This is a genomic window from Pantoea dispersa (assembly GCF_014155765.1).
Lineage (GTDB): Bacteria > Pseudomonadota > Gammaproteobacteria > Enterobacterales > Enterobacteriaceae > Pantoea > Pantoea dispersa.
The window spans coordinates 1,201,128-1,225,892 of the sequence record NZ_SCKT01000001.1; the positions used below are offsets into that span (position 1 = coordinate 1,201,128).

Here is a 24,765-nt window from a genome sequence, read left to right on the forward strand (position 1 = left end):
ACGCGCAGCCAGTTATATCAAGCCTGTAGAGCTGAAACAACGGTATTCATCTTAATCGTTGATCCAGCAGCCCCCTAAATTAGCGGCACAAAAAAAAGCTGGCAAGCCCGATTTGGCCTGCCAGCTTCGCTTTTTAGCGCTTTTTGTCGCTAATCACTATTTTGCCGTGGCAACCTGCATCCCGTACGGGGCATTTTCCAGCGCCAGGCTCAGCACTTCTTCAATACGCTTCACCGGATGGATCGACAGATCGGCAATCACGTTCTGTGGAATCTCTTCCAGATCGCGCTTGTTTTCGTCCGGGATCAGCACGGTTTTGATGCCGCCGCGATGTGCCGCCAGCAGTTTCTCTTTCAGGCCACCAATCGGCAGTACCTGACCGCGCAGCGTGATCTCGCCGGTCATCGCCACGTCCGAACGCACCGGGTTACCGGTCAGACAGGAGACCAGTGCGGTACACATCGCGATACCGGCGCTCGGACCATCTTTCGGCGTCGCCCCTTCCGGTACGTGCACGTGGATGTCACGCTTCTCGTAGAAGTCGCCGTTGATGCCGAGTTTCTCCGCACGGGCGCGGACTACCGTCAGCGCCGCCTGGATTGACTCCTGCATCACCTCACCGAGTGAACCGGTGTAGGTCAGCTTGCCTTTGCCCGGCACGCAGGCGGTTTCGATGGTAAGCAGATCGCCGCCCACTTCGGTCCACGCCAGGCCGGTGACCTGACCAACACGATTTTCGCTGTCGGCACGGCCGTAGTCAAAGCGCTGCACGCCCAGGAAATCCTTGAGGTTTTCGCCGTTGATTTTGATGCTCTTTTTCGCTTTGTCCATCAGCAGCGCTTTCACCGCTTTACGGCACAGCTTGGAGAGTTCACGCTCCAGGCTACGCACGCCCGCTTCACGGGTGTAATAGCGGATAATGCCGATAATGGCGCTGTCGTCAACGCTGATCTCTTTCTCTTTCAGCGCATTACGCTCGATCTGCTTCGGCAGCAGGTGCTGCTTAGCGATGTTGAGCTTCTCATCTTCGGTGTAGCCGGAGAGACGAATCACTTCCATACGATCCAGCAGCGGAGCCGGAATGTTCATGGAGTTAGAGGTAGCCACAAACATCACATCTGACAGATCGTAATCCACTTCCAGATAGTGATCGTTGAACGCAATGTTCTGCTCCGGATCCAGTACCTCCAGCAGCGCTGAAGCCGGATCGCCGCGCATGTCGGATGACATTTTGTCGATCTCATCCAGCAGGAACAGCGGGTTTTTCACACCGACTTTGGCCATTTTCTGGATCAGTTTGCCCGGCATCGACCCGATATAGGTACGACGGTGGCCGCGGATTTCCGCTTCGTCACGCACGCCGCCGAGCGCCATACGCACATATTTACGGCCAGTGGCTTTGGCGATTGACTGTCCCAGCGAGGTTTTACCCACGCCCGGCGGTCCGACCAGACACAGAATCGGCCCTTTAATTTTGCTGACGCGACTCTGCACCGCAAGATACTCAAGGATACGGTCTTTCACGCGCTCCAGACCGTAATGGTCGGTATCCAGCGTCTCCTGCGCTTTCCGCAGGTCTTTTTTCACCTTGCTGCGCGCGTTCCACGGTACCTGCACCATCCAGTCGATGTAGCCGCGCACCACGGTGGCTTCCGCTGACATCGGTGACATCATTTTCAGCTTCTGCAGTTCAGCTTCGGCCTTATCACGCGCCTCAGCCGGCATTTTCGCCGCGTCGATTTTGCGTTTCAGCGCTTCGTATTCATCCGGCGCATCATCCATCTCGCCCAGCTCTTTCTGAATCGCTTTCATTTGCTCATTCAGATAGTACTCGCGCTGGCTTTTCTCCATCTGCTTTTTAACGCGGTTGCGAATACGCTTCTCAACCTGCAGCAGATCGATTTCCGATTCCATCATCGCCATGAGATATTCCAGACGCTCATTGATGTCGGACATCTCCAGCACTGACTGTTTGTCAGCCAGCTTAAGCGGCATGTGCGCCGCCACGGTGTCGGCGAGACGCGCCGCGTCGTCGATGCTGTTGAGTGAAGTCAGCACCTCCGGCGGGATTTTTTTGTTCAGCTTGATGTAGCCTTCAAACTGATTGATGGCGGTACGCACCAGCACTTCCTGCTCGCGCTCTTCAATTTCCGGCGAGATCAGGTATTCGGCCTGGGCAACAAAGTGGTCGCCATTGTCCGCTAAAGTGGTGATGTGTGCGCGCTGAAGACCTTCCACCAGCACCTTAACGGTGCCGTCTGGCAGTTTCAGCATCTGCAGTACGGAAGCAACGGTCCCTACCGCGAAGAGATCGTTAATACCAGGTTCATCCGTTGAAGCCTCTTTCTGGGCAACCAGCATGATCTTCTTGTCATGATCCATCGCCGCTTCGAGGCAACGAATCGATTTTTCCCGACCAACAAACAACGGAATTACCATGTGCGGATAAACCACCACGTCGCGCAACGGCAACACGGGGATTTCAATGCGTTCAGAACGCTCAGGATTCATAGAGCTCTCTCTTAGTTTAATGTCCGCCAGGTGATGGGAACCGCGTGATACAGGCTGTATGCAGTTAGACCCACAGGATTATGAGTATATGGGGATGCTTGCACGACATTCAATGTCACAGAGGTGAGAAAAATAAAAGGGGAAACATTTTCCCCTTTTTTAAGATAACAACGCGGTGTAATTGATTATTTATTCGCCAGAAGCCTGGGCTTCATGCTTACCGTAAATCAGCATCGGGTCAGATTGCCCCTCGATTACTGACTCATCGATCACCACTTTCTCTACGCCTTCCATTGATGGCAGGTCGTACATGGTTTCGAGCAGCGCCGCTTCTACGATAGAACGCAGACCACGTGCCCCGGTTTTACGCGAGTTGGCTTTTTTCGCAATCGCCGTCAGCGCTTCGTCACGGAACTCCAGCTCCACGCCTTCCAGGTTAAACAGCGCCTGATACTGCTTGGTCAGCGCGTTTTTCGGTTCACGCAGGATCTGGATCAGCGCTTCTTCGCTCAGCTCGTTGAGCGTCGCCACCACCGGCAGACGACCAATGAACTCCGGAATCAGACCAAATTTGATCAGATCTTCCGGCTCAACCTGTGACAGCAACTCGCCTTCGCTGGCTTTCTGCGATTTACCTTTGACGGTCGCGCCAAAGCCAATACCGGAGCCGGTTTCAACACGCTGTGAAATCACTTTATCAAGGCCGGCAAACGCACCGCCACAGATAAACAGGATTTTCGAGGTGTCGACCTGCAGAAACTCCTGCTGCGGATGCTTACGTCCACCCTGCGGCGGCACGGCAGCCACTGTGCCTTCAATCAGTTTCAGCAGCGCCTGCTGCACGCCTTCACCTGACACATCACGGGTGATAGACGGGTTGTCTGATTTACGGGAAATCTTATCGATTTCATCGATGTACACGATGCCGCGCTGCGCTTTCTGTACGTCGTAGTCGCACTTCTGCAGCAGTTTCTGGATGATGTTTTCCACATCCTCGCCCACGTAACCGGCTTCGGTCAGCGTGGTGGCATCCGCCATGGTGAAAGGCACATCCAGCAGGCGCGCCAGCGTTTCCGCCAGCAGGGTCTTACCGCTACCGGTTGGACCGATCAGCAGAATGTTACTTTTGCCCAGTTCAATCCCGTTGCTGGTGTCGCCGTTACGCAGACGTTTGTAGTGGTTGTACACCGCCACCGCCAGCACTTTTTTCGCCTTCTCCTGACCGATAACATAATCGTCAAGGTGATGGCGGATCTCATGCGGCGTCGGGAGCGCGCTGCGCTCGCGGTGCGGGGCCACTTCTTTAATCTCTTCGCGAATGATGTCGTTACACAGATCGACACACTCGTCGCAAATATACACTGACGGCCCGGCAATCAGCTTACGGACTTCATGCTGGCTTTTGCCGCAGAAAGAGCAGTACAGCAACTTACCTGAACCGTCTTTGCGCTTATCTGTCATCAGCTAACCTCTTTTCGTTCTCAGACCTAATTGGTGTACGGCAATGGCCGCACAGCAACGGCCGATATGCATGCAACTCACCTGTCTGCACCCGTTAACTATAGCGTAAGGGGCAGACAGATGTGTCTTATTGGCGATGCGTCAGGATGGAGTCGACCAGGCCATACTCTACCGCTTCGCTGGCAGAGAGGAAACGATCGCGCTCGGTGTCGCGTTCAATCTGCTCCAGCGATTTGCCGGTATGTTCCGCCATAAGCTCATTCATACGCTGCTTCACTTTCAGGATTTCACGCGCATGGATCTCAATATCCGTCGCCTGGCCCTGATAGCCGCCCAGCGGCTGGTGAATCATCACGCGTGAGTTTGGCAGACAGAAGCGCTTGCCTTTGGTCCCCGCCGTCAGCAGGAATGCGCCCATCGAACAGGCCTGGCCCATACAGATGGTGCTCACGTCCGGCTTGATGAACTTCATTGTGTCATAAATCGACATACCGGCGGTAATCACACCACCTGGCGAGTTAATGTAGAGGTAAATGTCTTTTTCAGGATTCTCAGCTTCCAGAAACAGCATCTGCGCCACAATCAGGTTCGCCATGTGATCCTCAACCTGACCGGTCAGGAAGATCACGCGCTCTTTAAGCAGGCGGGAGTAGATGTCGTAAGAACGCTCGCCGCGCGAGGTTTGTTCGACCACCATTGGCACCAGCGCATTGGTTGGTGCAGTAAATTCACGATCGCCACTGTATGACATTACCGTCTCCTGATAAATTTCATTGGCAACATTCTGTACCGATTTTACGCGAGGCGCGCGGCGAAAACTATGCGCAGCGGTCTCGTTCCGACATAACAGGACGGTTAATCAGCCAGTCTTACTGTTTTCACGCATTCTCCCTGTATCTGGGGATGCAGCCCAGTTGTTTCAAGCATAACAACCTTTTCCCCATTCGCTAACACGGAAAAACAGCTTAGCGAAGAATTTGCCGATTAATTAGTCAAATAGCGCACAAATGTGGTTGGTTTCCACCAGAAACGAAAAAGCCCGCGACACAGCGGTCGCGGGCTTTAGCACTCAGGGTTAACTCACGAATCAGGCCGCAGAGGTCTGGTTCATCAGCTCCTGGAAGTTAGTGGCTTTGTCAGTCACTTTGGCTTTCGCCAGTACCGCTTCAACCGCCTGCTCTTCCAGCGCAACGTTGCGCATGTTGTTCATCAGCTCGCTGTTTTTGCTGTAGAACTCGATCACTTCCTGCGGATCTTCGTACGCAGAAGCCATCTCTTCGATCAGCGCTTTAACGCGATCTTCATCGGCTTTCAGCTCGTTGATGCGAATTACTTCGCCCAGCAGCAGACCGACCACAACGCGACGTTTTGCCTGCTCTTCGAACAGTTCACGTGGCAGTTCCAGCGCCTGCTTCTCGTTGCCGCCGAAACGCTGTGCAGCCTGACGACGCAGAACGTCGATTTCGCTGTCGATCAGTGCCACTGGCACGTCGATTTCGTTCGCGTTAACCAGACCGTCAATCGCCTGCGTCTTCACGCGGTTACGGATAGCGCCTTTCAGCTCGCGCTCCATGTTCTTACGCACTTCAGCGCGCAGGCCTTCGATGGAGCCATCCTCCACGCCGAAACGCTTGATGAATTCAGCGGTCAGCTCCGGCAGTTCGCGGGTTTCCACTTTCTTCAGCACGATGTCGAACTTCGCATCTTTGCCTTTCAGGTTTTCCGCGTGGTAGTCATCCGGGAATTTCACGTCGATGGTGAAGGTGTCGCCGGCTTTCTTGCCAGTGATGCCTTCTTCGAAGCCTGGGATCATACGACCCTGACCCATTGCCAGCACGAAGTCAGACGCTTTGCCGCCTTCGAACTCTTCGCCGTCTACAGAGCCGGTGAAATCGATGGTCGCGCGATCTTCTGCTGATGCCGCTGCATCGGTCTCTTTCCAGGTCGCCTGCTGCTTCTGCAGGGTTTCCAGCATGGTGTCGACGTCAGCGTCGGTCACTTCAACCACCGGTTTTTCGACTTCGATTGCATCCAGGCCTTTCAGCTCAACTTCCGGATACACTTCGAACTCAACCGCGTAGGTGAAATCTTCACCTTCTTTATACTCACCCGGCACGTAGTTCGGTGCGCCAGCTGGGTTGATCTTCTCTTTGATGATGGCGTCAACGAAGTTACGCGTCATCAGCTCGCTCAGGACGTCCTGACGAACAGAGGCACCGTAGCGCTGATTAATGATGGTAGCCGGCACTTTGCCTTTACGGAAACCGTCGATACGGACTTTCTTAGCCACTTCCACCAGTTCTTTCTTCACTGCGCTTTCGATGCTGTCCTTAGGAACAGTAATCGAAATGCGACGGCCCAGACCCTGAGTGGTTTCTACTGAAACTGTCATCTTGTTACCTCAAAAAATCACGTGCTCGGTCAACTTCAGACACCACACAATTAATGCGCCGTATCCAACAACCGGGACGGCCTCTGCAGGCAGAACCTAATCCCTGTCACCAGAAGCGTCCCGAAGACATTCCGGAAAAATAGACGCCGCATTATAGCGGCATCCCCGGAATGAGTCGAGGCTGCAAACTCACCACTTTTTAACGGTTTTGCTGCTTTTTGCGCCGCAGATCGCGTTTGTGCATCATTGAGGGAAGAAAAAACGGCCCGCAGGCCGTTTTGGAGGAAGCTGGAGAGGAAAACTCAGGCCAGCGTACCGGCACCGCGACAGTTCGGTGAGGCGAGTACGGTATCCTGCAGTCCATCCCACTCTTTGCGCGTGTAGGTATGCAGCGCCAGCGCATGGACGCTGCCTGCCAGCTCGGTCGCCAGCTCGCCATAAATGGCGCGGTGACGCTGCAGGAAGCGCTGTCCGGTGAAAAGGTCGCTGACGATCACCACTTTGAAGTGACTTTCAGAACCGGCAGGCACGTTATGACGATAGCTTTCGTCATGCACTTCGAGATGTGCAGGCTCAAAAGCGTTACGCAGCTTTTCTTCTATTTGTTCGCGAATCATTGTTAACACTCCTCTACGGCGAGCGCTGTGCCCCATCTGTTTAAATATTAGTAGGTTTTTTACCTTTCCCGCAGTCTGGCAGGAAATAAATCCTGCTGCGCTGCGCATCTTAGCCTGCTCAGGCTGCCGGTCAATCGGTTAGGCATGGCTGCAGCCTGCTATTTAAGCATTCAAAACTGCCGGGCTGGTGCCTTAACTTTCTGACGGTGCGGCCATATTTGTTGCTAAAGCTGTTCAACATACTGCTGTTCGCTTAGGCCCGCATCGCCAAGCTGACTCATAAAAATGATGATTTTAAATGTTCTGAAGACAGCTAGCCGATCTGGATACAGCAAAAAGCAGTATCAACAATGTTAACCCGACAGTCAGATTTGACACGTTAATCAAAAGTACCGGAAGCCGTCAGGATACCGAGAAGTGCAATAAAATAAGAGCCATGCTGCCCTGCCGCCGTAGTCACCGTACTTTACGAGAACATTTTACAGGCGCAGGCGGAGACATTGCCGACTCGCAAGTAATGACACTAGCGCCGGATACAAGCGGCACCAGTTCATTGGGTTAAGAATAAGAATGGTAACATTGATGAACACCTTATGACTGCACAGCAGAATGGTCATAAGGTGCAAAATTAGCGCAGCGTTGATGATGTTTAACACATCAGCGGTTCAAATATATTATCACTTAGTTTGAGAGTGAGCTGTTTTCCATCTTGGTTTGCTTATTAGAGGTCTTGCTTTTTTGAAAAGGCAATTCAATGAACCGCCATGATATTACAGCAAGACATACCGATATTGCAATGAAGACAACAAACATTACCCACCCTGGCTGAAGTCCTAAGTGCTGTAAACGATCTGCCATCCCAAAGTTTAGGATTGTATGAATTAGATATAAAGAGTAAGAAATATCCCCAAGCCGCATCAAAGCAACAGGAATATATTTACTCCAAAATTGTTCAGACAAAACCACGAATAACAGCAACAGTGTTAATAACCAGCCAGAGCTTATTAACCCATGACCAATGAATTTACCCTTACCAAAATAGTAAGCACATAAAAAAAATGAAACGCATGCAAGAAAGATCATTGGTTGATATGGTAGCCTCTGTAAGTAAGGTAGAGCCAGCCCTATAATGGCCCCAGTAATGAAGAGAAAAATCATAGGGTTAACAATCAACCCGATCAACGCCGAACCGGTTTTGTATGCGTAAGGATCAAGGGTAAAAGTGCCTGTAAGAAGCTTTGGCAATACAATTAGGGTTAATAGAAAATATGTACCTGCAACAAGCCACCTCCTACTAAAGGAAATGGCCAGACCAACAACCAGGTAAAAATAAACCTCATAATTAAGTGTCCATCGAATACCATAATTACCGCTATCATCAACAAAAAATGGTGCATGATCGGGGTATATTGGTGTAAAAAGAATAGCACTTATTAAATTTTCTGTTTTTTCGACATAGTGAAAGATACTCATTGCACCACATAATAAAAAGGTAATAAGCAGCCAAAAATAGTAAGCAGGAAGAATTCGCAATGCTCTTTTTTTCAAGAAGCTAACTGTTCCTGCAAGACTTTTTTCTATACGCAATATACTCAACGTAATCACAAAGCCACTTATCAAAAAGAAAAGGTCTACACCCACAGCCCCCCATCCCAAAAGCTTATCGCCCATGTTCGGCTGTACTGCATTAATGTTCCATCTGAAATGGAAAAGCATGACACTCAACGCAGCAAGTCCGCGTAGCGCCTGCACACCTTTGAAAGAATTACTATTAGTATTCATGTAATTACTATTTTTTTGTTTGTAAGTGACAATAATCTAACATTTTTTTGGCATAAATCTACGTATCTCACACGGCAAATACACGTAAAAAACCTTCAGAGTAGCCCGAAGGCTCAACTTCAAGAAGAGATGAGGATGCCTTGTCCGGCTGTCCGAAAAAATCCTTTACAATCAATTTCCCCTGGTGCGGGGCTTTTTTCGCCGTGCCGCAATGCTATGATGGCCGCAGTTTTGCAAACCAACCCATATGCTAACGAGAATGAGTATGTTGAAAAAACTGTTATTCCCTCTGCTGGCTGCCTTTATTTTGGCCGGCTGCGCCAGCAATAACACCACGCTGAACATCCAGCCAAAAATCCAGCTGCCACAGCAGGATCCGAGCCTGATGGGCGTTACCGTCAGCGTTAACGGTGCCGATCAGCGCAGCGATCAGGCGCTGGCCAAAGTGAACCGCGACGGCCAGCTGATCACCCTGACCCCGTCACGCGACCTGCGTTTCCTGCTGCAGGAAGTGCTGGAGAAGCAGATGACCTCGCGCGGCTACATGATTGGCCCGAACGGCGCGGTGGATCTGCAGATCGTGGTTAATGGTCTGTACGCCGATGTCACGCAGGGCAACGTGCGTTACAGCATCACTACCAAAGCGGATATCTCTATTATCGCTACCGCGAAAAACGGCAACAAGCAGGTGAAAAACTACCGTCAGACTTACAGCGTAGAGGGTGCCTTCAGCGCCACTAACGATAAGATCACCAACGCGGTTAACTCGACCCTGAGCGACGTGATTGCCGATATGGCGCAGGACACCAGCGTCAATAACTTCATCAAGCAAAACGCGCGTTAATTTTCCGCAGTAACCTGCCCGGTCCCCGCTGACCGGGCTTCATTTCAGGCTGGCTATGACATCTCACTATCTGCGTATTTTTACCCAACGTAACGCTGCGGTCCTGCTGCTGCTCGGTTTCGCTTCCGGTCTGCCGCTGGCGCTGACCGCCGGTACGCTCCAGGCGTGGATGACGGTAGAGAATGTCGACCTGAAAACCATTGGTTTCTTCTCCCTCGTCGGTCAGGCTTATGTGTTTAAGTTCCTGTGGTCGCCGATGATGGATCGCTATACCCCGCCCTTTCTTGGCCGGCGGCGCGGCTGGCTGCTGGTCACGCAGTTAGCGCTGATTGCCGGCATTGTGGCGATGGGCTTTATGCAGCCGTCACGCGACCTTACCCTGCTGGCGGCGCTGGCGGTGCTGGTGGCGTTCTGCTCAGCCTCGCAGGATATTGTGTTTGATGCGTGGAAAACCGATGTGCTGCCGCCGGAAGAGCGCGGCAGCGGCGCGGCGATTACCGTGCTCGGTTACCGGCTGGCGATGCTGATTTCCGGCGGCCTGGCGCTGTGGCTGGCGGATCGCTATCTCGGCTGGCAGGCCACTTACTGGCTGATGGCGCTGCTGATGGTGCCCGGACTGATCGCTACGCTGCTGGCGCGTGAACCTGAGGCGCCAGTGCGCGAGCCGCACTCGCTGCGTCAGGCCGTCGCGTTTCCGCTGAAGGATTTCTTTCAGCGCAACAACGCCTGGCTGCTGATCACCTTAATTATTCTCTACAAGCTGGGTGACGCGTTCGCCGCTTCGCTCACCACCACTTTCCTGATTCGCGGCGTGGGCTTCAGCGCCGGTGATGTCGGTCTGGTGAATAAAACGCTCGGCCTGCTGGCGACCATTATCGGTGCGCTGTACGGCGGCGTGCTGATGCAGCGCCTGAGCCTGTTCCGCGCGCTGATGATCTTCGGCGTGCTGCAGGCGGTATCTAATTTCGCTTACTGGCTGCTGGCGGTAACGCCACCGCATCTGTGGAGCATGGCCAGCGCGGTATTTATCGAAAACCTGTGCGGTGGCATGGGCACCGCCGCCTTTGTGGCGTTGCTGATGACGCTGTGCAACAAATCGTTCTCGGCCACGCAGTTCGCGCTGCTGTCAGCGCTGTCAGCGGTTGGACGCGTGTATGTCGGTCCGGCGGCTGGCTGGCTGGTCGAACTGTGGGGCTGGCCGGTATTTTATGCCTTTACCGTGGTGGCCGCCGTACCAGGCCTGCTGCTGCTGTGGGCGTGTCGCGGCACGCTACAGGCAATGCAGCACAGCGGTGAATTCATGAAGCGCAGCCTGTGGCCACAGGGTTATCGCTGGACGGTACGCCTGTTCGCGGCGGGCTGTACGCTGCTGGCGCTCTGGCTGCTGACGCTGGCACTGCGTGCGGCGGATATCTGGCACAGCGCGACGCTGCCAACCCATCTGTTTGAGGCAGGGATGGCGCTGGCGCTGCTGGCGGTGCTGCTCGGCATGATGCTGGACTGGCTGGCATTAAGAAAAACAGCGTCAAATCGTGCACATTAACGCTGCGCTATTTGCCAGACGGGGATAAATCGCTTAAAAATAGCCCCCGGCGAATTTTAAGCGATAGCATTTTTTTTAACGCGAAATAGAAACATTAAATTAACAAACCCGCGTAATATTTAAATCCGGTGAGCAATTAATTTGTAGAAATTTCATCGCTAAAATGATGCAGAATTGTTAAATAAATGAGTATTAAAACTCCGGTTTATGCTTTCCCTGTTTTCTCTGCGGTTAATGTCATTGGTTTTTGTTATATTGCCGCCAACTGCTTGTCGCAGTTAATAATTTGTCACCCTGCGCAACATCTGTGACACCCTTAGCAAAAGGTGTCAACAGCCTTCTGACACATCCTTAAGCTGGTTTACACTGCATAAACCTTCCCGTAAAATGCGCGCACACTTAAACGACAATAGAGCCCTTTGTCATTGAGGTCGTTAAATGAGACTCAGGAAATACAATAAAAGTTTGGGGATTTTGTCATTAATTGCAGGCGCTGTATTACTCAGCGGCTGCGATAGTGCGTTGTTAAATCCCAAGGGACAGATTGCACTGGAGCAACGTTCACTGATTCTGACAGCTTTCGGCTTGATGATGATCGTCGTTATTCCGGCAGTCTTAATGGCTGTTGTGTTCGCCTGGAAATATCGGGCAACCAATACCAACGCGAAGTATAGCCCTAACTGGTCACACTCTAACAAAGTGGAAGCCGTGGTCTGGACCATTCCGATCCTGATCATTCTCTTCCTCGGCGTGCTGACCTGGAAATCAACCCACGCGCTGGAGCCGAGCAAACCACTGGCCTCTGACGTGAAACCGGTTGAGATCGACGTAGTGGCACTGGACTGGAAATGGCTGTTCATCTACCCGGAACAGGGTATTGCAACCGTCAACCAGATTGCCTTCCCGGCAAATACTCCGGTGAACTTCAAGATCACCTCGAACTCCGTCATGAACTCCTTCTTTATTCCTACGCTCGGCAGCCAGATCTACGCCATGGCGGGTATGCAGACCAAACTGCACCTGATCGCCAACGAGCCAGGTACGTTCGACGGTATCTCTGCTAACTTCAGCGGTCGCGGTTTCTCTGGCATGAAGTTCAAAGCCATTGCCACCAAAGACGATGCGGAATTCCAGCAGTGGGTTGCCAAAGTTAAAGCGGCACCTAACACGCTGACCACTATGGATGATTTCGAAAAACTGGCTGCGCCAAGCGAAAATCACCCGGTGGAATATTTCTCAACTGCGAATCCGGAACTGTTCAAGCAGGTTATTGATAAGTTCATGATGAGCCACGGGAAAATGGACATGTCGCACGAAGGCATGGACATGAATCACGCCGCAGCTGCGGGAGCCGAGGAATAATACGATGTTCGGAAAATTAACACTGGATGCAGTGCCCTACCATGAACCCATTATCATGGTTACGGTCGCCGGTATCATCATTGGTGGTCTGGCGCTGATCGCTGCTATTACCTATTTCGGTAAATGGCAGTATCTGTGGTCTGAATGGTTAACCTCCATCGACCACAAAAAACTGGGTATCATGTACATCATCATGGCCTTTGTCATGCTGCTGCGCGGCTTTGCCGATGCGGTAATGATGCGTACCCAACAGGTGATGGCTTCCGCCGGGGAAGCAGGCATATTGCCACCGCACCACTACGACCAGATCTTCACCGCTCACGGCGTGATCATGATCTTCTTCGTGGCGATGCCTTTCGTGGTGGGTCTGATGAACATCGCGGTTCCGCTGCAAATCGGTGCCCGTGACGTTGCCTTCCCGTTCCTGAACAACCTGAGCTTCTGGTTCACCGCTATCGGTGTGATCCTGGTTAACCTGTCACTGGGTGTGGGCGAATTCGCACAGACCGGCTGGCTGGCTTATCCACCGCTCTCGGGGGCAGAATACAGTCCTGGCGTCGGGGTCGATTACTGGATCTGGAGTCTCCAGCTCTCCGGTATTGGTACCACGCTGACCGGTATCAACTTCTTCGTGACCATTCTGAAGATGCGTGCACCGGGCATGGACCTGTTCAAGATGCCGGTATTCACCTGGGCAGCACTGTGTACTAACGTCCTGATTATCGCTGCGTTCCCGGTTCTGACCGTGACGCTGGCACTGTTGACGCTTGATCGTTACCTCGACTTCCATTTCTTTACCAATGATATGGGCGGTAACATGATGATGTACGTCAACCTGATCTGGGTCTGGGGTCACCCGGAGGTGTACATCCTCGTTCTGCCGGTGTTTGGTGTCTTCTCTGAAGTCACGGCCACCTTCTCGAAAAAGCGTCTGTTTGGTTACACCTCGCTGGTGTGGGCAACCATCGCCATTACCGTTCTGTCGTTCATCGTTTGGCTGCACCACTTCTTCACCATGGGTGCCGGTGCGAACGTTAACGCCTTCTTCGGTATCATGACGATGATCATCGCGATTCCGACCGGGGTGAAAATCTTTAACTGGCTGTTCACCATGTATCAGGGTCGTATCGAGTTCAACTCGGCGATGCTGTGGACCATCGGCTTCCTGGTCACCTTCTCCGTTGGTGGGATGACCGGCGTACTGCTGGCGGTGCCAGGCGCAGACTTCGTGCTGCACAACAGCCTGTTCCTGATTGCACACTTCCACAACGTTATCATCGGTGGTGTGGTGTTCGGTTGTATGGCTGGCGTGACCTATTGGTTCCCGAAAGCCTTCGGCTTCACCCTGAATGAAACCTGGGGCAAACGTGCTTTCTGGTTCTGGATCATCGGCTTCTTCGTTGCCTTTATGCCGCTGTACGCGCTGGGCTTCATGGGGATGACCCGTCGTCTGAGCCAGGACATCGATCCGCAGTTCCACTCTCTGCTGGTGGTTGCAGCAGGCGGTGCGGCGCTGATCGCCTGCGGTATCCTGTGCCAGCTTATCCAGTTCTGGGTATCGGTGCGTGACCGTGAGCAGAACCGCGATCTGACCGGTGACCCGTGGGGCGGCCGTACGCTGGAGTGGGCAACCTCTTCACCTCCGCCGTTCTACAACTTTGCTGTGATCCCACATATCCACGAGCGTGATGCGTTCTGGGAAATGAAAGAGAAAGGCGAAGCGTACAAGCAGCCAGAAAAATATGAAGAAATTCATATGCCGAAAAACAGCGGCGCGGCCATTGTTATCGCTGCCTTCATGACAGTCTTCGGTTTTGCCCTGATCTGGCACATCTGGTGGCTGGCAGGTCTTACTTTCCTTGGCACCATCGTGACCTGGATTGTGAAGAGCTTCGATGAAGACGTGGATTACTACGTACCGGTTGCTGAAATCGAGCAGATCGAGAAGAAGCACTTTGATGACATCAGCAAAGCAGGTCTGAAATAATGTCAACTGAAACCGTTAAACACCACCACGACGCCCATGCGGAGCATGGGCATCACGATGCGGGAGCCAATAAAGTCTTTGGCTTCTGGATCTACCTGATGAGTGACTGCATTATCTTCGCAACCCTGTTTGCGACCTATGCGGTCATGGTTAACAACACTGCCGGTGGCCCGGCAGGTAAAGATATCTTCGAACTGCCGTTTGTGCTGGTTGAAACCGCGCTGCTGCTGCTGAGCTCCATCACGTATGGTATGGCAGTGATTGCGATGAACAACCAGAACAAAGGTTCGGTCATCAGCTGGCTGGCGTTGACCTTCCTGTTCGGTGCCGGATTTATCGGGATGGAAATCTATGAATTCCATCACCTGATCAAGGAAGGTTTCGGTCCTGACCGCAGCGGCTTCCTGTCTGGCTTCTTTACTCTGGTCGGTACGCACGGTCTGCACGTGACCTCTGGTCTGATCTGGATGGCCGTGCTGATGTTCCAGATCGCTAAACGCGGTCTGAGCGCCACCAACCGCACCCGTATCATGTGTCTGAGCCTGTTCTGGCACTTCCTGGATGTGGTGTGGATCTGCGTATTCACCGTTGTCTATCTGATGGGGGCCATGTAATGAGTCATTCTGTAAACGAACATGGTGCATCTCACGGTAGCGTGAAGTCTTACATGATCGGCTTCATCCTCTCGATCATCCTGACGGCGATCCCGTTCTGGATGGTGATGGATGGCAGTGCTTCTCACGGCACCATTCTGGGTGTGGTTCTGGTGTGTGCAGTGGTTCAGGTGCTGGTGCACCTGGTCTACTTCCTGCATCTGGACAGCAAATCCGAGGGTGGCTGGAACATGGTGGCCATTGTCTTCTCCGCAGTCATTATCCTGATTGTGGTGATTGGCTCACTGTGGATTATGTGGAACCTCAACTACAACATGATGGCCCACTAAAGAGTCACGCGTAATGATTAAGCAATACCTGCAAGTAACAAAACCAGGAATTATTTTCGGCAATTTAATTTCTGTGATCGGTGGATTCCTGCTGGCTTCAAAAGGCAGCATTGATTACCCCCTGTTTCTCGTCGCTTTGGTGGGCGTTTCGCTGGTGGTCGCATCCGGTTGTGTATTCAACAATGTGATTGACCGCGACATCGACATCAAAATGGAGAGAACGCGGAACCGTGTTCTGGTCAAAGGCCTGATCTCGGCGAAAGTAAGCCTGGTTTATGCAACCGCATTGGGTATTGCTGGCTTTGCGTTGCTGTATTTTGGCGCTAACCCGCTGGCCATGTGGCTGGCGGTGATGGGCTTCGTCGTCTATGTCGGCATTTACAGCCTCTACATGAAGCGTCATTCGGTCTATGGCACGCTGATTGGCAGCCTCTCTGGCGCTGCGCCGCCAGTGATTGGCTACTGCGCGGTGACCAACCAGTTTGATGCCGGCGCGTTAATCTTACTGGCTATCTTTAGCCTGTGGCAGATGCCGCACTCCTACGCGATTGCCATCTTCCGCTTCAAAGATTATCAGGCCGCCAATATTCCGGTTCTGCCGGTGGTGAAAGGCATCTCCGTGGCGAAAAATCATATTACGCTGTACATCCTGGCGTTCATGATTGCCACGCTGATGCTGTCGCTGGGCGGTTATGCTGGCTACAAATATCTGGTGGTGGCTGCCGCCGTCAGCGTGTGGTGGCTGGGTATGGCACTGTCAGGTTACAAAACCTCAAACGACAAAGTTTGGGCGCGTAAACTGTTCGTGTTCTCCATTGTCGCCATCACTGCGCTGAGCGTGATGATGTCGGTGGACTTTATGGCCCCGGCCTCTAAGGACCTGCTGACTTACGTCTGGTAAGTCAGACCGTTACTCCGGACAAGGGCGCGAATTTCGCGCCCTTTCTTTTTGTTACCACTGCTTAAAAACAATTGTTTTACCCGCCCTGCCCTGCTTCCTAAAATAAGCGCTGCATGTCCCGGTGAGCCGGGTCGCAGATAAGGGCGCGCAACCTGTGCCGCTGCAACCTGAAGTCCCAGGGGCATAAACTTACAGAGGTTGGAATGAACGATAATAGAATGACACCAGTTGAGCTTCGGGCAACATGGGGTTTAGGCACAGTTTTTTCCCTGCGCATGCTGGGAATGTTTATGGTCCTGCCGGTACTGACCACTTACGGTATGGCTTTACAGGGCGCCAGCGAAACGTTGATCGGTCTGGCAATTGGTATTTATGGTCTGGCGCAGGCCGTGTTTCAGATCCCCTTTGGTCTGCTGTCCGACCGTATCGGCCGCAAGCCGCTGATTGTCGGTGGCCTGCTGCTGTTTGTGCTTGGTAGCCTTATTGCCGCCACCAGCACCTCCATCTGGGGCATTATCCTTGGTCGTGCGCTGCAGGGCTCCGGTGCCATTGCCGCGGCGGTGATGGCGCTGCTGTCAGACCTGACCCGTGAACAGAACCGCACCAAAGCGATGGCGTTTATCGGCATCAGCTTCGGCGTTACCTTTGCGATTGCCATGGTGGTCGGCCCGATTGTCACGCATGCGCTGGGTCTGCACGCGCTGTTCTGGATGATTGCCCTGCTCGCCAGCCTGGGTATCGTGATCACCCTGCTGGTAGTGCCCAATGCGCCGGGCCACGTGCTGAACCGCGAATCCGGCATGGTCAAAGGCAGCATTCGCGCAGTGCTGGCCAATCCCAAATTGCTGAAGCTGAATATCGGCATTCTCTGTCTGCACATTTTACTGATGTCGAGCTTCGTCGCGCTGCCGGGCCAGTTTGAACAGGCGGGCTTCCCGGCGGCTGAACACTGGAAAGTGTATCTGGTGACCATGCTGGTGGCGTTTGTCGCCGTGGTGCCGTTTATTATCTATGCCGAGGTAAAGCGCCGCATGAAGCGGGTGTTTGTCGGTTGCGTGGCGCTGATCATCATCGCGGAAATTGTGCTGTGGGGCGCCGCAGGCCACTTCTGGACGCTGGTGATTGGCGTGCAGCTGTTTTTCCTCGCCTTTAACCTGATGGAAGCGATTCTGCCCTCGCTGATCAGCAAAGAGTCGCCGGCGGGCTACAAAGGCACGGCCATGGGGATTTATTCCACCAGCCAGTTTATTGGCGTCGCGATTGGTGGCAGCCTGGGCGGGTGGATTTTCGGCCACTTCGATGCGCAAACGGTGTTTCTGGTCGGCGCGATAGTGGCTGCGGCCTGGCTGTTTGTCGCCATGTCGATGCAGGAGCCGCCGTACGTCAGCAGCCTGCGCCTGGTGCTGAGTGATGCGGTGCTGGCAGTACCGAATCTGGAGAAGCGGCTGCGCGCGCAGCCCGGCGTGGCGTCAGTGTTTATCGTGCCGGAAGAGAAAAGCGCCTACATTAAAATTGACAGCAAAGTGACGAGCCGCGTGGAGCTGGAGGCGCTACTCGCCAGCAGTTAATGACTTAGCCACAGCGGACCGCGATGCTCTGGCTCCACGCGGTCCGCTCAGCGTCACTACAGCGACATATCCACCACAATACGCCCTTCAATTTTGCCGGCGTGCATGCGCGCAAAGATATCGTTGATGTTAGTCAGCGGCTCAACCGCGACATTCGCTTTCACCTTATGGCGACCGGCAAAATCCAGCGCCTCCTGCAGATCTTTACGCGTGCCGACAATTGAGCCGCGCACCGTAATGCCATCCAGCACCATGTCGAAGATCGAGAGATCGAATTTCCCCGGCGGCAGGCCGTTAAGCACCATGGTGCCGCCGCGACGCAGCGTGCCAATCGCCTGTTCAAACGCTTTTGGCGAGACCGCCGTCACCAGCACGCCGTGCGCACCACCAAAGCTCTCCTGAAACACCTTCGCCGGATCGACCTGCTTCGCATTGGCAACCACGCTGGCACCGAGCCGTTTGGCAAACGCCAGCTTATCATCGTCGATGTCGACCGCCGCCACGTTAAGCCCCATCGCCACCGCATACTGAATAGCCATGTGTCCCAGGCCGCCGATGCCGGAAACCACCACCCAGTCACCCGGTTTGGTATCCGTCATCTTCAGGCCTTTGTAGACCGTCACGCCGGCACACAGAATCGGTGCCACTTCATTAAACTCAACGTTATCCGGAATGATGCCGACGTAGTTGGCATCCGCCAGGCAGTACTCGGCAAAGCTGCCGTTGACCGAATAGCCGGCATTCTGCTGCGACAGACACAGCGTTTCCCAGCTGTCGAGGCAGTGCTCGCAGTGGCCACACGCCGAGTAGAGCCACGGTACCCCGACGCGATCGCCCAGTTTGAGATGTTTGACGCCCTCGCCGACGGCTACCACCTGCCCGACGCCTTCATGGCCGGGAATAAACGGCGGATTGGGCTTGATCGGCCAGTCGCCTTCGGCGGCGTGCAGGTCGGTGTGGCACACGCCGGTGGCGGCGATTTTCACCAGAATCTGTCCTGGCCCAACGGACGGCACTGGCACCTGCTCAATCACCAGTGGTTCACCAAACGCCTTCACAATCGCGGCTTTCATGGTGGTTTTGATTTGCATATTCATCTTTCACTCTCCATTTGAACGGATGCGGACTCAGAACAGCCCCAGTGGCGCTGTGCCATAGCTGACCAGCAGATTTTTGGTTTGCTGATAGGCGCTGAGCGCCATTTTGTGGGTTTCACGCCCGACGCCCGACTGCTTGTAGCCACCGAATGCCGCATGGGCGGGATAGATGTGATAGCAGTTGGTCCAGACGCGACCGGCTTTAATGCCGCGGCCCATGCGATACGCCAGATTGGTATCGCGCGTCCACACGCCCGCGCCCAGGCCAAACTGGGTTTCATTGGCGATCGCGAGCGCCTCTGCCTCATCGTGGAATGTGGTGACGCCAATCACTGGCCCAAAAATCTCCTCCTGGAAACAGCGCATCTGGTTGCTGCCCTTGATCAGGGTGGGCTGGATGTAGAATCCATTATCCAGCTCCGCGGCGATATGCGCACGCTCGCCCCCTGTCAGAATCTGACCGCCTTCTTCACGGGCGATGTTGATATAGGACAGGATTTTGTCGAATTGCTGGCGCGAAGCCTGAGCACCGATCATGGTGTCGGTATCGAGCGGATCGCCACGGCGAATGGTGGCAACCTTGGCCAGCACCCGCTCCATAAAGGGCTGGTAGATCGATTCATGAATCAACGCGCGCGATGGACAGGTACAGACTTCGCCCTGATTAAAGAAGCCCAGCACCAGCCCCTCGACCGCTTTCTCGATGAACGCCTCTTCGCCCGACATCACATCCGCGAAGTAGATGTTGGGTGATTTGCCGCCCAGCTCGACGGTGCATGGAATGATGTTCTCCGCCGCACAGGCCATGATATGCCGCCCGACCGGCGTGGATCCGGTAAAGGCAATTTTAGCGATGCGCTTGCTGGTGGCCAGCGCTTCGCCGGCTTCGCGGCCAAAGCCCTGCACCACATTCAGCACGCCCGGTGGGAACAGATCGCCAATCAGCTCCATCAGCAGCGTAATACCAAGCGGCGTCTGCTCAGCCGGTTTCAGCACCACGCAGTTACCGGCGGCCAGCGCCGGTGCCAGCTTCCACGCCGCCATGAGCAGCGGGAAATTCCACGGGATGATCTGTCCGACCACGCCGAGCGGCTCGTGGAAGTGATAGGCCACCGTGGTTTCGTCGATCTCAGCGGTGCTGCCCTCCTGCGCGCGCAGGCAGCCGGCAAAGTAGCGAAAATGGTCGACCGCCAGCGGCAGATCGGCGTTGAGCGTCTCGCGAATCGGTTTACCGTTATCCCAGCTCTCCGCTACCGCCAGCTTCTCAAGACTGGCTTCCATGCGATCGGCTACCTGCAGCAGCAGGTTGGCGCGCTGCTGTACGCTGGTTTTGCCCCACGCATCCGCAGCCTGATGCGCGGCATCCAGCGCCAGATCGATGTCGCGCGCGTCGGAGCGCGGGAACTGAGCGATATCGCTGCCGTCTACCGGTGAGGTGTTCATAAAGTACTGGCCGCTCAGCGGCTCGGTGAAGTTGCCGGCGATATAGTTGCCGTAGGTCGCCTGGAAAGAGACCAGCGCGCCGGGCGTGCCGGGATGTGCATAACGCATCGCAAACTCCTTATTATCAGGTCAGAGGGTCTGAACAGGCAGCGCAACTGCCTGTGTCGGTATTGCAGCGCGCGTGCCAGTTTTTTCTCATCAGGCGCAAAAGCGATAAATGCATTATTTATCAATCAAATAAATTCATGCCCCGCCAGCAAACCTGTCAGTCCTCCAGGACAAACGCGGTATCTGTGTTGCGTATCGCAACAGTGCAGAAACCCGAACGCTACAATGTTGCAACACTTACACGCCGTTCTGAGGTCATTCATGCAGGGAAATTCAGCCGCGTCTGCCGTGCACGCCAACCCGCTGTTAAGCGACTCCTGGTTCCGCAGCCAGCTGTATGGATTAGAGCGCAGCGCCGACGATTTCCCGCGCGTGCGTCAGGGCGAGCTGGCCGATGTGCTGGCCAGCAACGCCGGGCTGCAGCAGTTTGCGCAGCCGGTCATCCGCCAGCTGGCGCAGCAGATGGCGGAGACGCAGTCGGTGGTGATCCTGTCCGATGCCAGCGGGCTGGTGCTGAACACCTTTGGCGATATGCAGGCGCTGGAGAAAGCCCAGCGCTTTGCCCTGGCTCCCGGTAATCTGTGGAGTGAATGCGGACGCGGCACCAATGCGATTGGCACCGCGCTGGCGATTGATGACGGCTGTGAAATTGATGGCCAGCAGCATTTCCTGACGCGCAATCAGGGTCTGTACTGCGCCGCGATGCCGTTGCAGATGCCCAACGGCCAGATAGCCGGCGTGCTGGATATCTCGGGTCCGGCACACTTTCCGCATCCGCATACCCTGAACCGGGTGAAAGCAGCGGCAAAGCAGATCGAGTACCTGTGGGTGAAGCAGAGCCTGCATCCGCAGCAGTGGCTGCTCAGTCTGCATCCGCAGCCGCAGGGCATCGACACCAGTGATGAACTGCTGCTGGTATTCTCTGACAATGTGCTGACCGCAGCCAACCGGCTGGCGATGCGCGAACTGGCTCTCAGCGCCGACCGCTTTGCCAGCCTGACGTTTCAGCAGCTGTTTCCGCAACTGCAGCAGCAGGCCAACAGCGTTCCCGCCGCGGTCGACATTGGCACGCAGCGCTACTGGTTCCGCCTGCGCGCGCCGCAGCGCAGCCACGTCAGCGTGCCGGACAGTTGCACGCAAGATCTGCCGCGCGTGCTGGGAGCTGACGGCGCAAAAATGGTGCGGTTGCTGGATGCCGGCGTTTCGCTGTGCATTTATGGTGAAACCGGCAGCGGCAAGGAGTATGTCAGCCGCGCGCTGCACCAGCAAAGCCGGTGGCGCACGGGCAAGTTTGTCGCCATCAACTGTGCCGCCATCCCCGAAGCGCTGATTGAATCCGAACTGTTTGGCTACCAGCCCGGCGCATTTACCGGCGCCAGTAAAAATGGCTACATCGGCAAAATTCGCGAAGCAGATGGCGGCGTGCTGTTTCTGGATGAAATCGGTGATATGCCGCTGACGCTGCAGACCCGTTTGCTGCGCGTGCTGCAGGAAAAAGAGGTGGCGCCACTCGGCTCCAGTCGCAGCTGGCCGGTGAATTTTGCCGTGATTTGCGCCACGCATCGCGATCTGGCCCAGCGCGTGACCGCCGGCGAATTTCGTGAAGATTTGCTCTATCGTCTGCAGGAGTTCGCCCTGACCCTTCCGCCACTGCGCGCCTGGCCGAACGTCGCCGGGTTTATCCGCGATTTATGGCAGGAGCTGGGGGCCGCGCAGCGTGGCGTACAGCTGTCTCCGGCACTGCTGACGGCGCTGGCGCAGCAGCCGTGGCCGGGCAATGTGCGCCAGCTACGCAGTCTGCTGCGCGTGCTGCTGGCGCTCGCCGATGAGGGCGAAACGCTGACGGAAAGTCACTTGCCGGCAGAGTATCGCCGCCCGCCGGCACCGCCGCTGCGCGAACGCCACGATGAACAGCTGATCAGTGAAACGCTGCAGCGCTATGACGGCAATATCAGTAAAGCGGCGCAGGCGCTGGGGGTCGCGCGCAGCACGCTGTATCGTCGTGCGGCGCGCGACAGAGGGGATTAATCGCGGAAGTTTTTGAACTGGAACGGCTGACCCAGGTTGCCACCGCGCACCAGCGCCATCGCACCCTGCAGATCGTCGCGGGATTTACCGGTGACGCGCAGCTCTTCACCCTGAATCTGCGTCTGCACTTTCAGTTTGCTGTCTTTGATCAGCTTAACGATTTTCTTCGCGACATCGCTTTCGATGCCTTTTTTCAGCTTCGCTTCAACGCTCCAGCTTTTACCGCTGTGCACAATCTCTTCCGGTACTTCAATCGCCGCGCCTTCAATGCCGCGCTTCAGCAGCTTTTCACGCAGAATATCCACCAGCTGCTTCACCTGAAAATCCGATTCGCTGGTGACTTTGATGGTCTCATTCTTTTCGTTGAGCTCAAAGCTGGCGCTCACGTTGCGGAAATCGAAACGGGTTGAGATCTCACGGTTGGCATTCTCCACCGCATTACGCACTTCCGGCAGTTCGACTTCGGAAACGATATCGAAAGATGGCATCTTTTCTTCTCCTGATACTAAAGTGACATGCATAATACGCGTCTTGTCGCGCTAATAAAACACGCGACGCGGAAAGCTATAATTAAGGGTGTGACACCCATTCACCCACCCGCCAGCGGGAGGCATAATGAAAATTACCGTGTTGGGTTGCGGCGCCCTGGGGCAAATCTGGCTCGCGGCCCTTGCACGCCAGGGACATGACGTTCAGGGCTGGCTGCGCGTACCGCAGCCGTACTGTTCGGTCAACGTGGTCGATCCGCAGGGCCACGTCAGCAATCACACCTTCATCGCTAACGATCCGCTGTTTCTGGCTGAAAGCCAGCTGCTACTGGTGACCCTAAAAGCGCCACAGGTTTCACCTGCGGTGAAAAACCTGCAAAGCGTACTGCCGCGCCACGCGCCGATCCTGCTGCTGCACAACGGCATGGGTACGATCGAAGAGCTCAAAGAAGTGCAGCAGCCGCTGCTGCGCGGCATCACCACGCACGCGGCGATGCGCGACGGCACGGTGATTAAACATGTCGCGCAGGGCATCACCCACATCGGGCCTGCCAGCCGCGAAAGCGCGGCGCTGAGCGATATCGCCGATATTCTGCATCAGGCGCTGCCGGACGTGGCGTGGCACGATAACATCGCGTCCGCCAGCTGGCGCAAGCTGGCAGTTAACTGCGTGATCAACACGCTGACGGTTGAGCACGACTGCCAGAACGGCGCGCTGCGCGCCTGGCCGGAGCAGATTAACCGGTTGTGCGAGGAGCTGGCCTGGGTGATGGAGCGCGAGGGCCAGCACATTGCGCTGGATAACCTGCGCGACATTATTTACGACGTCATCGACAGCACCGCCGCCAACGTCTCCTCAATGCTGCAGGATGTGCGTGCGCAGCGTCAGACTGAAATTGATTACATTACCGGCTACCTGCTGCGCCGCGCCCGCGCGCAGGGGATTGCACTGCCGGAAAACACCCGCCTGTACGACCTGATTAAACGCAAGGAGTCCCAATATGAGCGCGAACGCATCAGTGCTGGTTTGCCTGGCCCATGGCAGTGAAGAGACCGAAGCGGTCACCACTATCGACCTGCTGGTCCGCGCCGGCCTGAAGGTGACCACCGCCAGCGTGGAGAGCGACGGCACGCGCGAGATTGTCTGCTCCCGCGGCGTACGCCTGCTGGCTGACGCACCGCTGGTTGAAGTGGCGGATAACGATTTTGCCGCCATCGTCCTGCCGGGCGGCCTCAAAGGCGCTGAAACCTTCCGCGACAGCCCGCTGCTGGTGGAGACGGTACGCCAGTGTCATCTGTCAGGCAAAATTGTGGCGGCGATCTGTGCCGCGCCGGGCACGGTACTGGTACCGCATGACCTGTTTCCGGTGGGCAATATGACCGGTTTTCCCGGCCTGAAGCACACCATTCCGGAGGTGAAATGGATGGAGCGCCGCGTGGTGTGGGATCCGCGCGTTAATCTGCTGACCAGCCAGGGGCCGGGCACGGCGATCGATTTTGCCCTGAAGCTGATTGATCTGCTGGTGGATAAAGAGCAAGCGCGTGAAGTCGCGTCACAGCTGGTGCTGGCGGCAGGGATTTATAATTATCAGGAATTTGAAGAACGCGCGTAAAAAAGGTCGCCATCAATGGCGACCCCACGAGATCAGCGCACAGTTTTATTCGTCGCGGTGATTACAGGGTGCGCATT

The 24,765-nt window shown here is 55.0% G+C and carries 20 protein-coding genes; 11 read left to right on the top strand and 9 right to left on the bottom strand.

The window, feature by feature from the left end; all coding sequences use genetic code 11:
- Positions 1 to 156: 156 nt before the first annotated feature.
- The 6 genes from lon to H7K56_RS05865 form a co-directional block, all read right to left on the bottom strand.
- Positions 157 to 2,511 carry an endopeptidase La gene (gene lon, locus H7K56_RS05840; RefSeq protein WP_150361505.1) on the bottom strand — a complete coding sequence of 785 codons (2,355 nt, stop codon included), beginning with the start codon at positions 2,509 to 2,511 and terminating at the stop codon, positions 157 to 159.
- A gap of 189 nt (positions 2,512 to 2,700) precedes the next feature.
- Complete coding sequence (clpX, locus tag H7K56_RS05845; protein ID WP_021507186.1) at positions 2,701 to 3,972, bottom strand: ATP-dependent protease ATP-binding subunit ClpX; 1,272 nt, start codon at positions 3,970 to 3,972, stop codon at positions 2,701 to 2,703.
- A gap of 127 nt (positions 3,973 to 4,099) precedes the next feature.
- Positions 4,100 to 4,723, bottom strand: a complete 624-nt coding sequence (clpP, locus tag H7K56_RS05850) for an ATP-dependent Clp endopeptidase proteolytic subunit ClpP (RefSeq protein WP_010616837.1) — start codon at positions 4,721 to 4,723, stop codon at positions 4,100 to 4,102.
- Positions 4,724 to 5,059: 336 nt separating this feature from the next.
- The gene (tig, locus tag H7K56_RS05855; RefSeq protein ID WP_021507185.1) at positions 5,060 to 6,364 is read right to left on the bottom strand and encodes a trigger factor; all 1,305 of its coding nucleotides are present in this window, start codon (positions 6,362 to 6,364) and stop codon (positions 5,060 to 5,062) included.
- 302 nt (positions 6,365 to 6,666) lie between these two features.
- Complete coding sequence (gene bolA, locus H7K56_RS05860; RefSeq protein ID WP_058757958.1) at positions 6,667 to 6,981, bottom strand: transcriptional regulator BolA; 315 nt, start codon at positions 6,979 to 6,981, stop codon at positions 6,667 to 6,669.
- 681 nt (positions 6,982 to 7,662) lie between these two features.
- The gene (locus H7K56_RS05865) at positions 7,663 to 8,763 is read right to left on the bottom strand and encodes an acyltransferase family protein (RefSeq protein WP_150361503.1); all 1,101 of its coding nucleotides are present in this window, start codon (positions 8,761 to 8,763) and stop codon (positions 7,663 to 7,665) included.
- Positions 8,764 to 9,028: 265 nt separating this feature from the next.
- On the opposite strand from H7K56_RS05865, the gene H7K56_RS05870 reads away from it, so the two are divergent.
- From H7K56_RS05870 to H7K56_RS05905, 8 genes are all read left to right on the top strand, one after another.
- On the top strand, positions 9,029 to 9,607 hold the full coding sequence (locus H7K56_RS05870) for a lipoprotein (RefSeq protein ID WP_021507183.1): 579 nt from the start codon (positions 9,029 to 9,031) through the stop codon (positions 9,605 to 9,607).
- Positions 9,608 to 9,662: 55 nt separating this feature from the next.
- Positions 9,663 to 11,150, top strand: a complete 1,488-nt coding sequence (gene ampG, locus H7K56_RS05875) for a muropeptide MFS transporter AmpG (protein WP_150361502.1) — start codon at positions 9,663 to 9,665, stop codon at positions 11,148 to 11,150.
- A gap of 438 nt (positions 11,151 to 11,588) precedes the next feature.
- On the top strand, positions 11,589 to 12,512 hold the full coding sequence (gene cyoA / locus H7K56_RS05880) for a cytochrome o ubiquinol oxidase subunit II (protein ID WP_031279652.1): 924 nt from the start codon (positions 11,589 to 11,591) through the stop codon (positions 12,510 to 12,512).
- A gap of 4 nt (positions 12,513 to 12,516) precedes the next feature.
- The gene (gene cyoB / locus H7K56_RS05885) at positions 12,517 to 14,499 is read left to right on the top strand and encodes a cytochrome o ubiquinol oxidase subunit I (RefSeq protein ID WP_021507180.1); all 1,983 of its coding nucleotides are present in this window, start codon (positions 12,517 to 12,519) and stop codon (positions 14,497 to 14,499) included.
- Complete coding sequence (locus H7K56_RS05890) at positions 14,499 to 15,113, top strand: cytochrome o ubiquinol oxidase subunit III (protein ID WP_021507179.1); 615 nt, start codon at positions 14,499 to 14,501, stop codon at positions 15,111 to 15,113. The genes cyoB and H7K56_RS05890 overlap by 1 nt, the downstream gene beginning before the upstream one ends.
- Positions 15,113 to 15,442, top strand: a complete 330-nt coding sequence (locus H7K56_RS05895; RefSeq protein WP_022549333.1) for a cytochrome o ubiquinol oxidase subunit IV — start codon at positions 15,113 to 15,115, stop codon at positions 15,440 to 15,442. Before H7K56_RS05890 ends, H7K56_RS05895 begins: the two co-directional genes overlap by 1 nt.
- 13 nt (positions 15,443 to 15,455) lie before the next feature.
- Positions 15,456 to 16,343, top strand: a complete 888-nt coding sequence (cyoE, locus tag H7K56_RS05900) for a heme o synthase (protein ID WP_021507178.1) — start codon at positions 15,456 to 15,458, stop codon at positions 16,341 to 16,343.
- Positions 16,344 to 16,546: 203 nt separating this feature from the next.
- Positions 16,547 to 17,911 carry an MFS transporter gene (locus H7K56_RS05905; protein ID WP_031279651.1) on the top strand — a complete coding sequence of 455 codons (1,365 nt, stop codon included), beginning with the start codon at positions 16,547 to 16,549 and terminating at the stop codon, positions 17,909 to 17,911.
- Positions 17,912 to 17,967: 56 nt separating this feature from the next.
- Here the strand turns inward: H7K56_RS05905 and adhP are convergent, their stop codons facing one another.
- A complete protein-coding gene (gene adhP / locus H7K56_RS05910) occupies positions 17,968 to 19,002 on the bottom strand; it encodes an alcohol dehydrogenase AdhP (RefSeq protein ID WP_182688979.1) in 1,035 nt (344 codons plus the stop codon).
- 36 nt (positions 19,003 to 19,038) lie between these two features.
- Complete coding sequence (gene exaC / locus H7K56_RS05915) at positions 19,039 to 20,559, bottom strand: acetaldehyde dehydrogenase ExaC (protein ID WP_021507175.1); 1,521 nt, start codon at positions 20,557 to 20,559, stop codon at positions 19,039 to 19,041.
- 261 nt (positions 20,560 to 20,820) lie between these two features.
- Between exaC and H7K56_RS05920 the strand changes: the two genes are divergently transcribed.
- Entirely contained in the window at positions 20,821 to 22,587 is a 1,767-nt protein-coding gene (locus H7K56_RS05920) for a sigma-54-dependent Fis family transcriptional regulator (RefSeq protein WP_150361501.1), read from the top strand.
- On the opposite strand, the gene H7K56_RS05925 is transcribed toward H7K56_RS05920, so the two are convergent.
- A complete protein-coding gene (locus tag H7K56_RS05925) occupies positions 22,584 to 23,075 on the bottom strand; it encodes a YajQ family cyclic di-GMP-binding protein (protein ID WP_021507173.1) in 492 nt (163 codons plus the stop codon). The genes H7K56_RS05920 and H7K56_RS05925 overlap by 4 nt on opposite strands.
- A gap of 127 nt (positions 23,076 to 23,202) precedes the next feature.
- Between H7K56_RS05925 and panE the strand changes: the two genes are divergently transcribed.
- A complete protein-coding gene (gene panE / locus H7K56_RS05930) occupies positions 23,203 to 24,123 on the top strand; it encodes a 2-dehydropantoate 2-reductase (protein ID WP_058757963.1) in 921 nt (306 codons plus the stop codon).
- Positions 24,077 to 24,688 carry a protein deglycase YajL gene (gene yajL / locus H7K56_RS05935; protein ID WP_150361500.1) on the top strand — a complete coding sequence of 204 codons (612 nt, stop codon included), beginning with the start codon at positions 24,077 to 24,079 and terminating at the stop codon, positions 24,686 to 24,688. The genes panE and yajL overlap by 47 nt, the downstream gene beginning before the upstream one ends.
- The last annotated feature ends 77 nt before the right edge of the window (positions 24,689 to 24,765 follow it).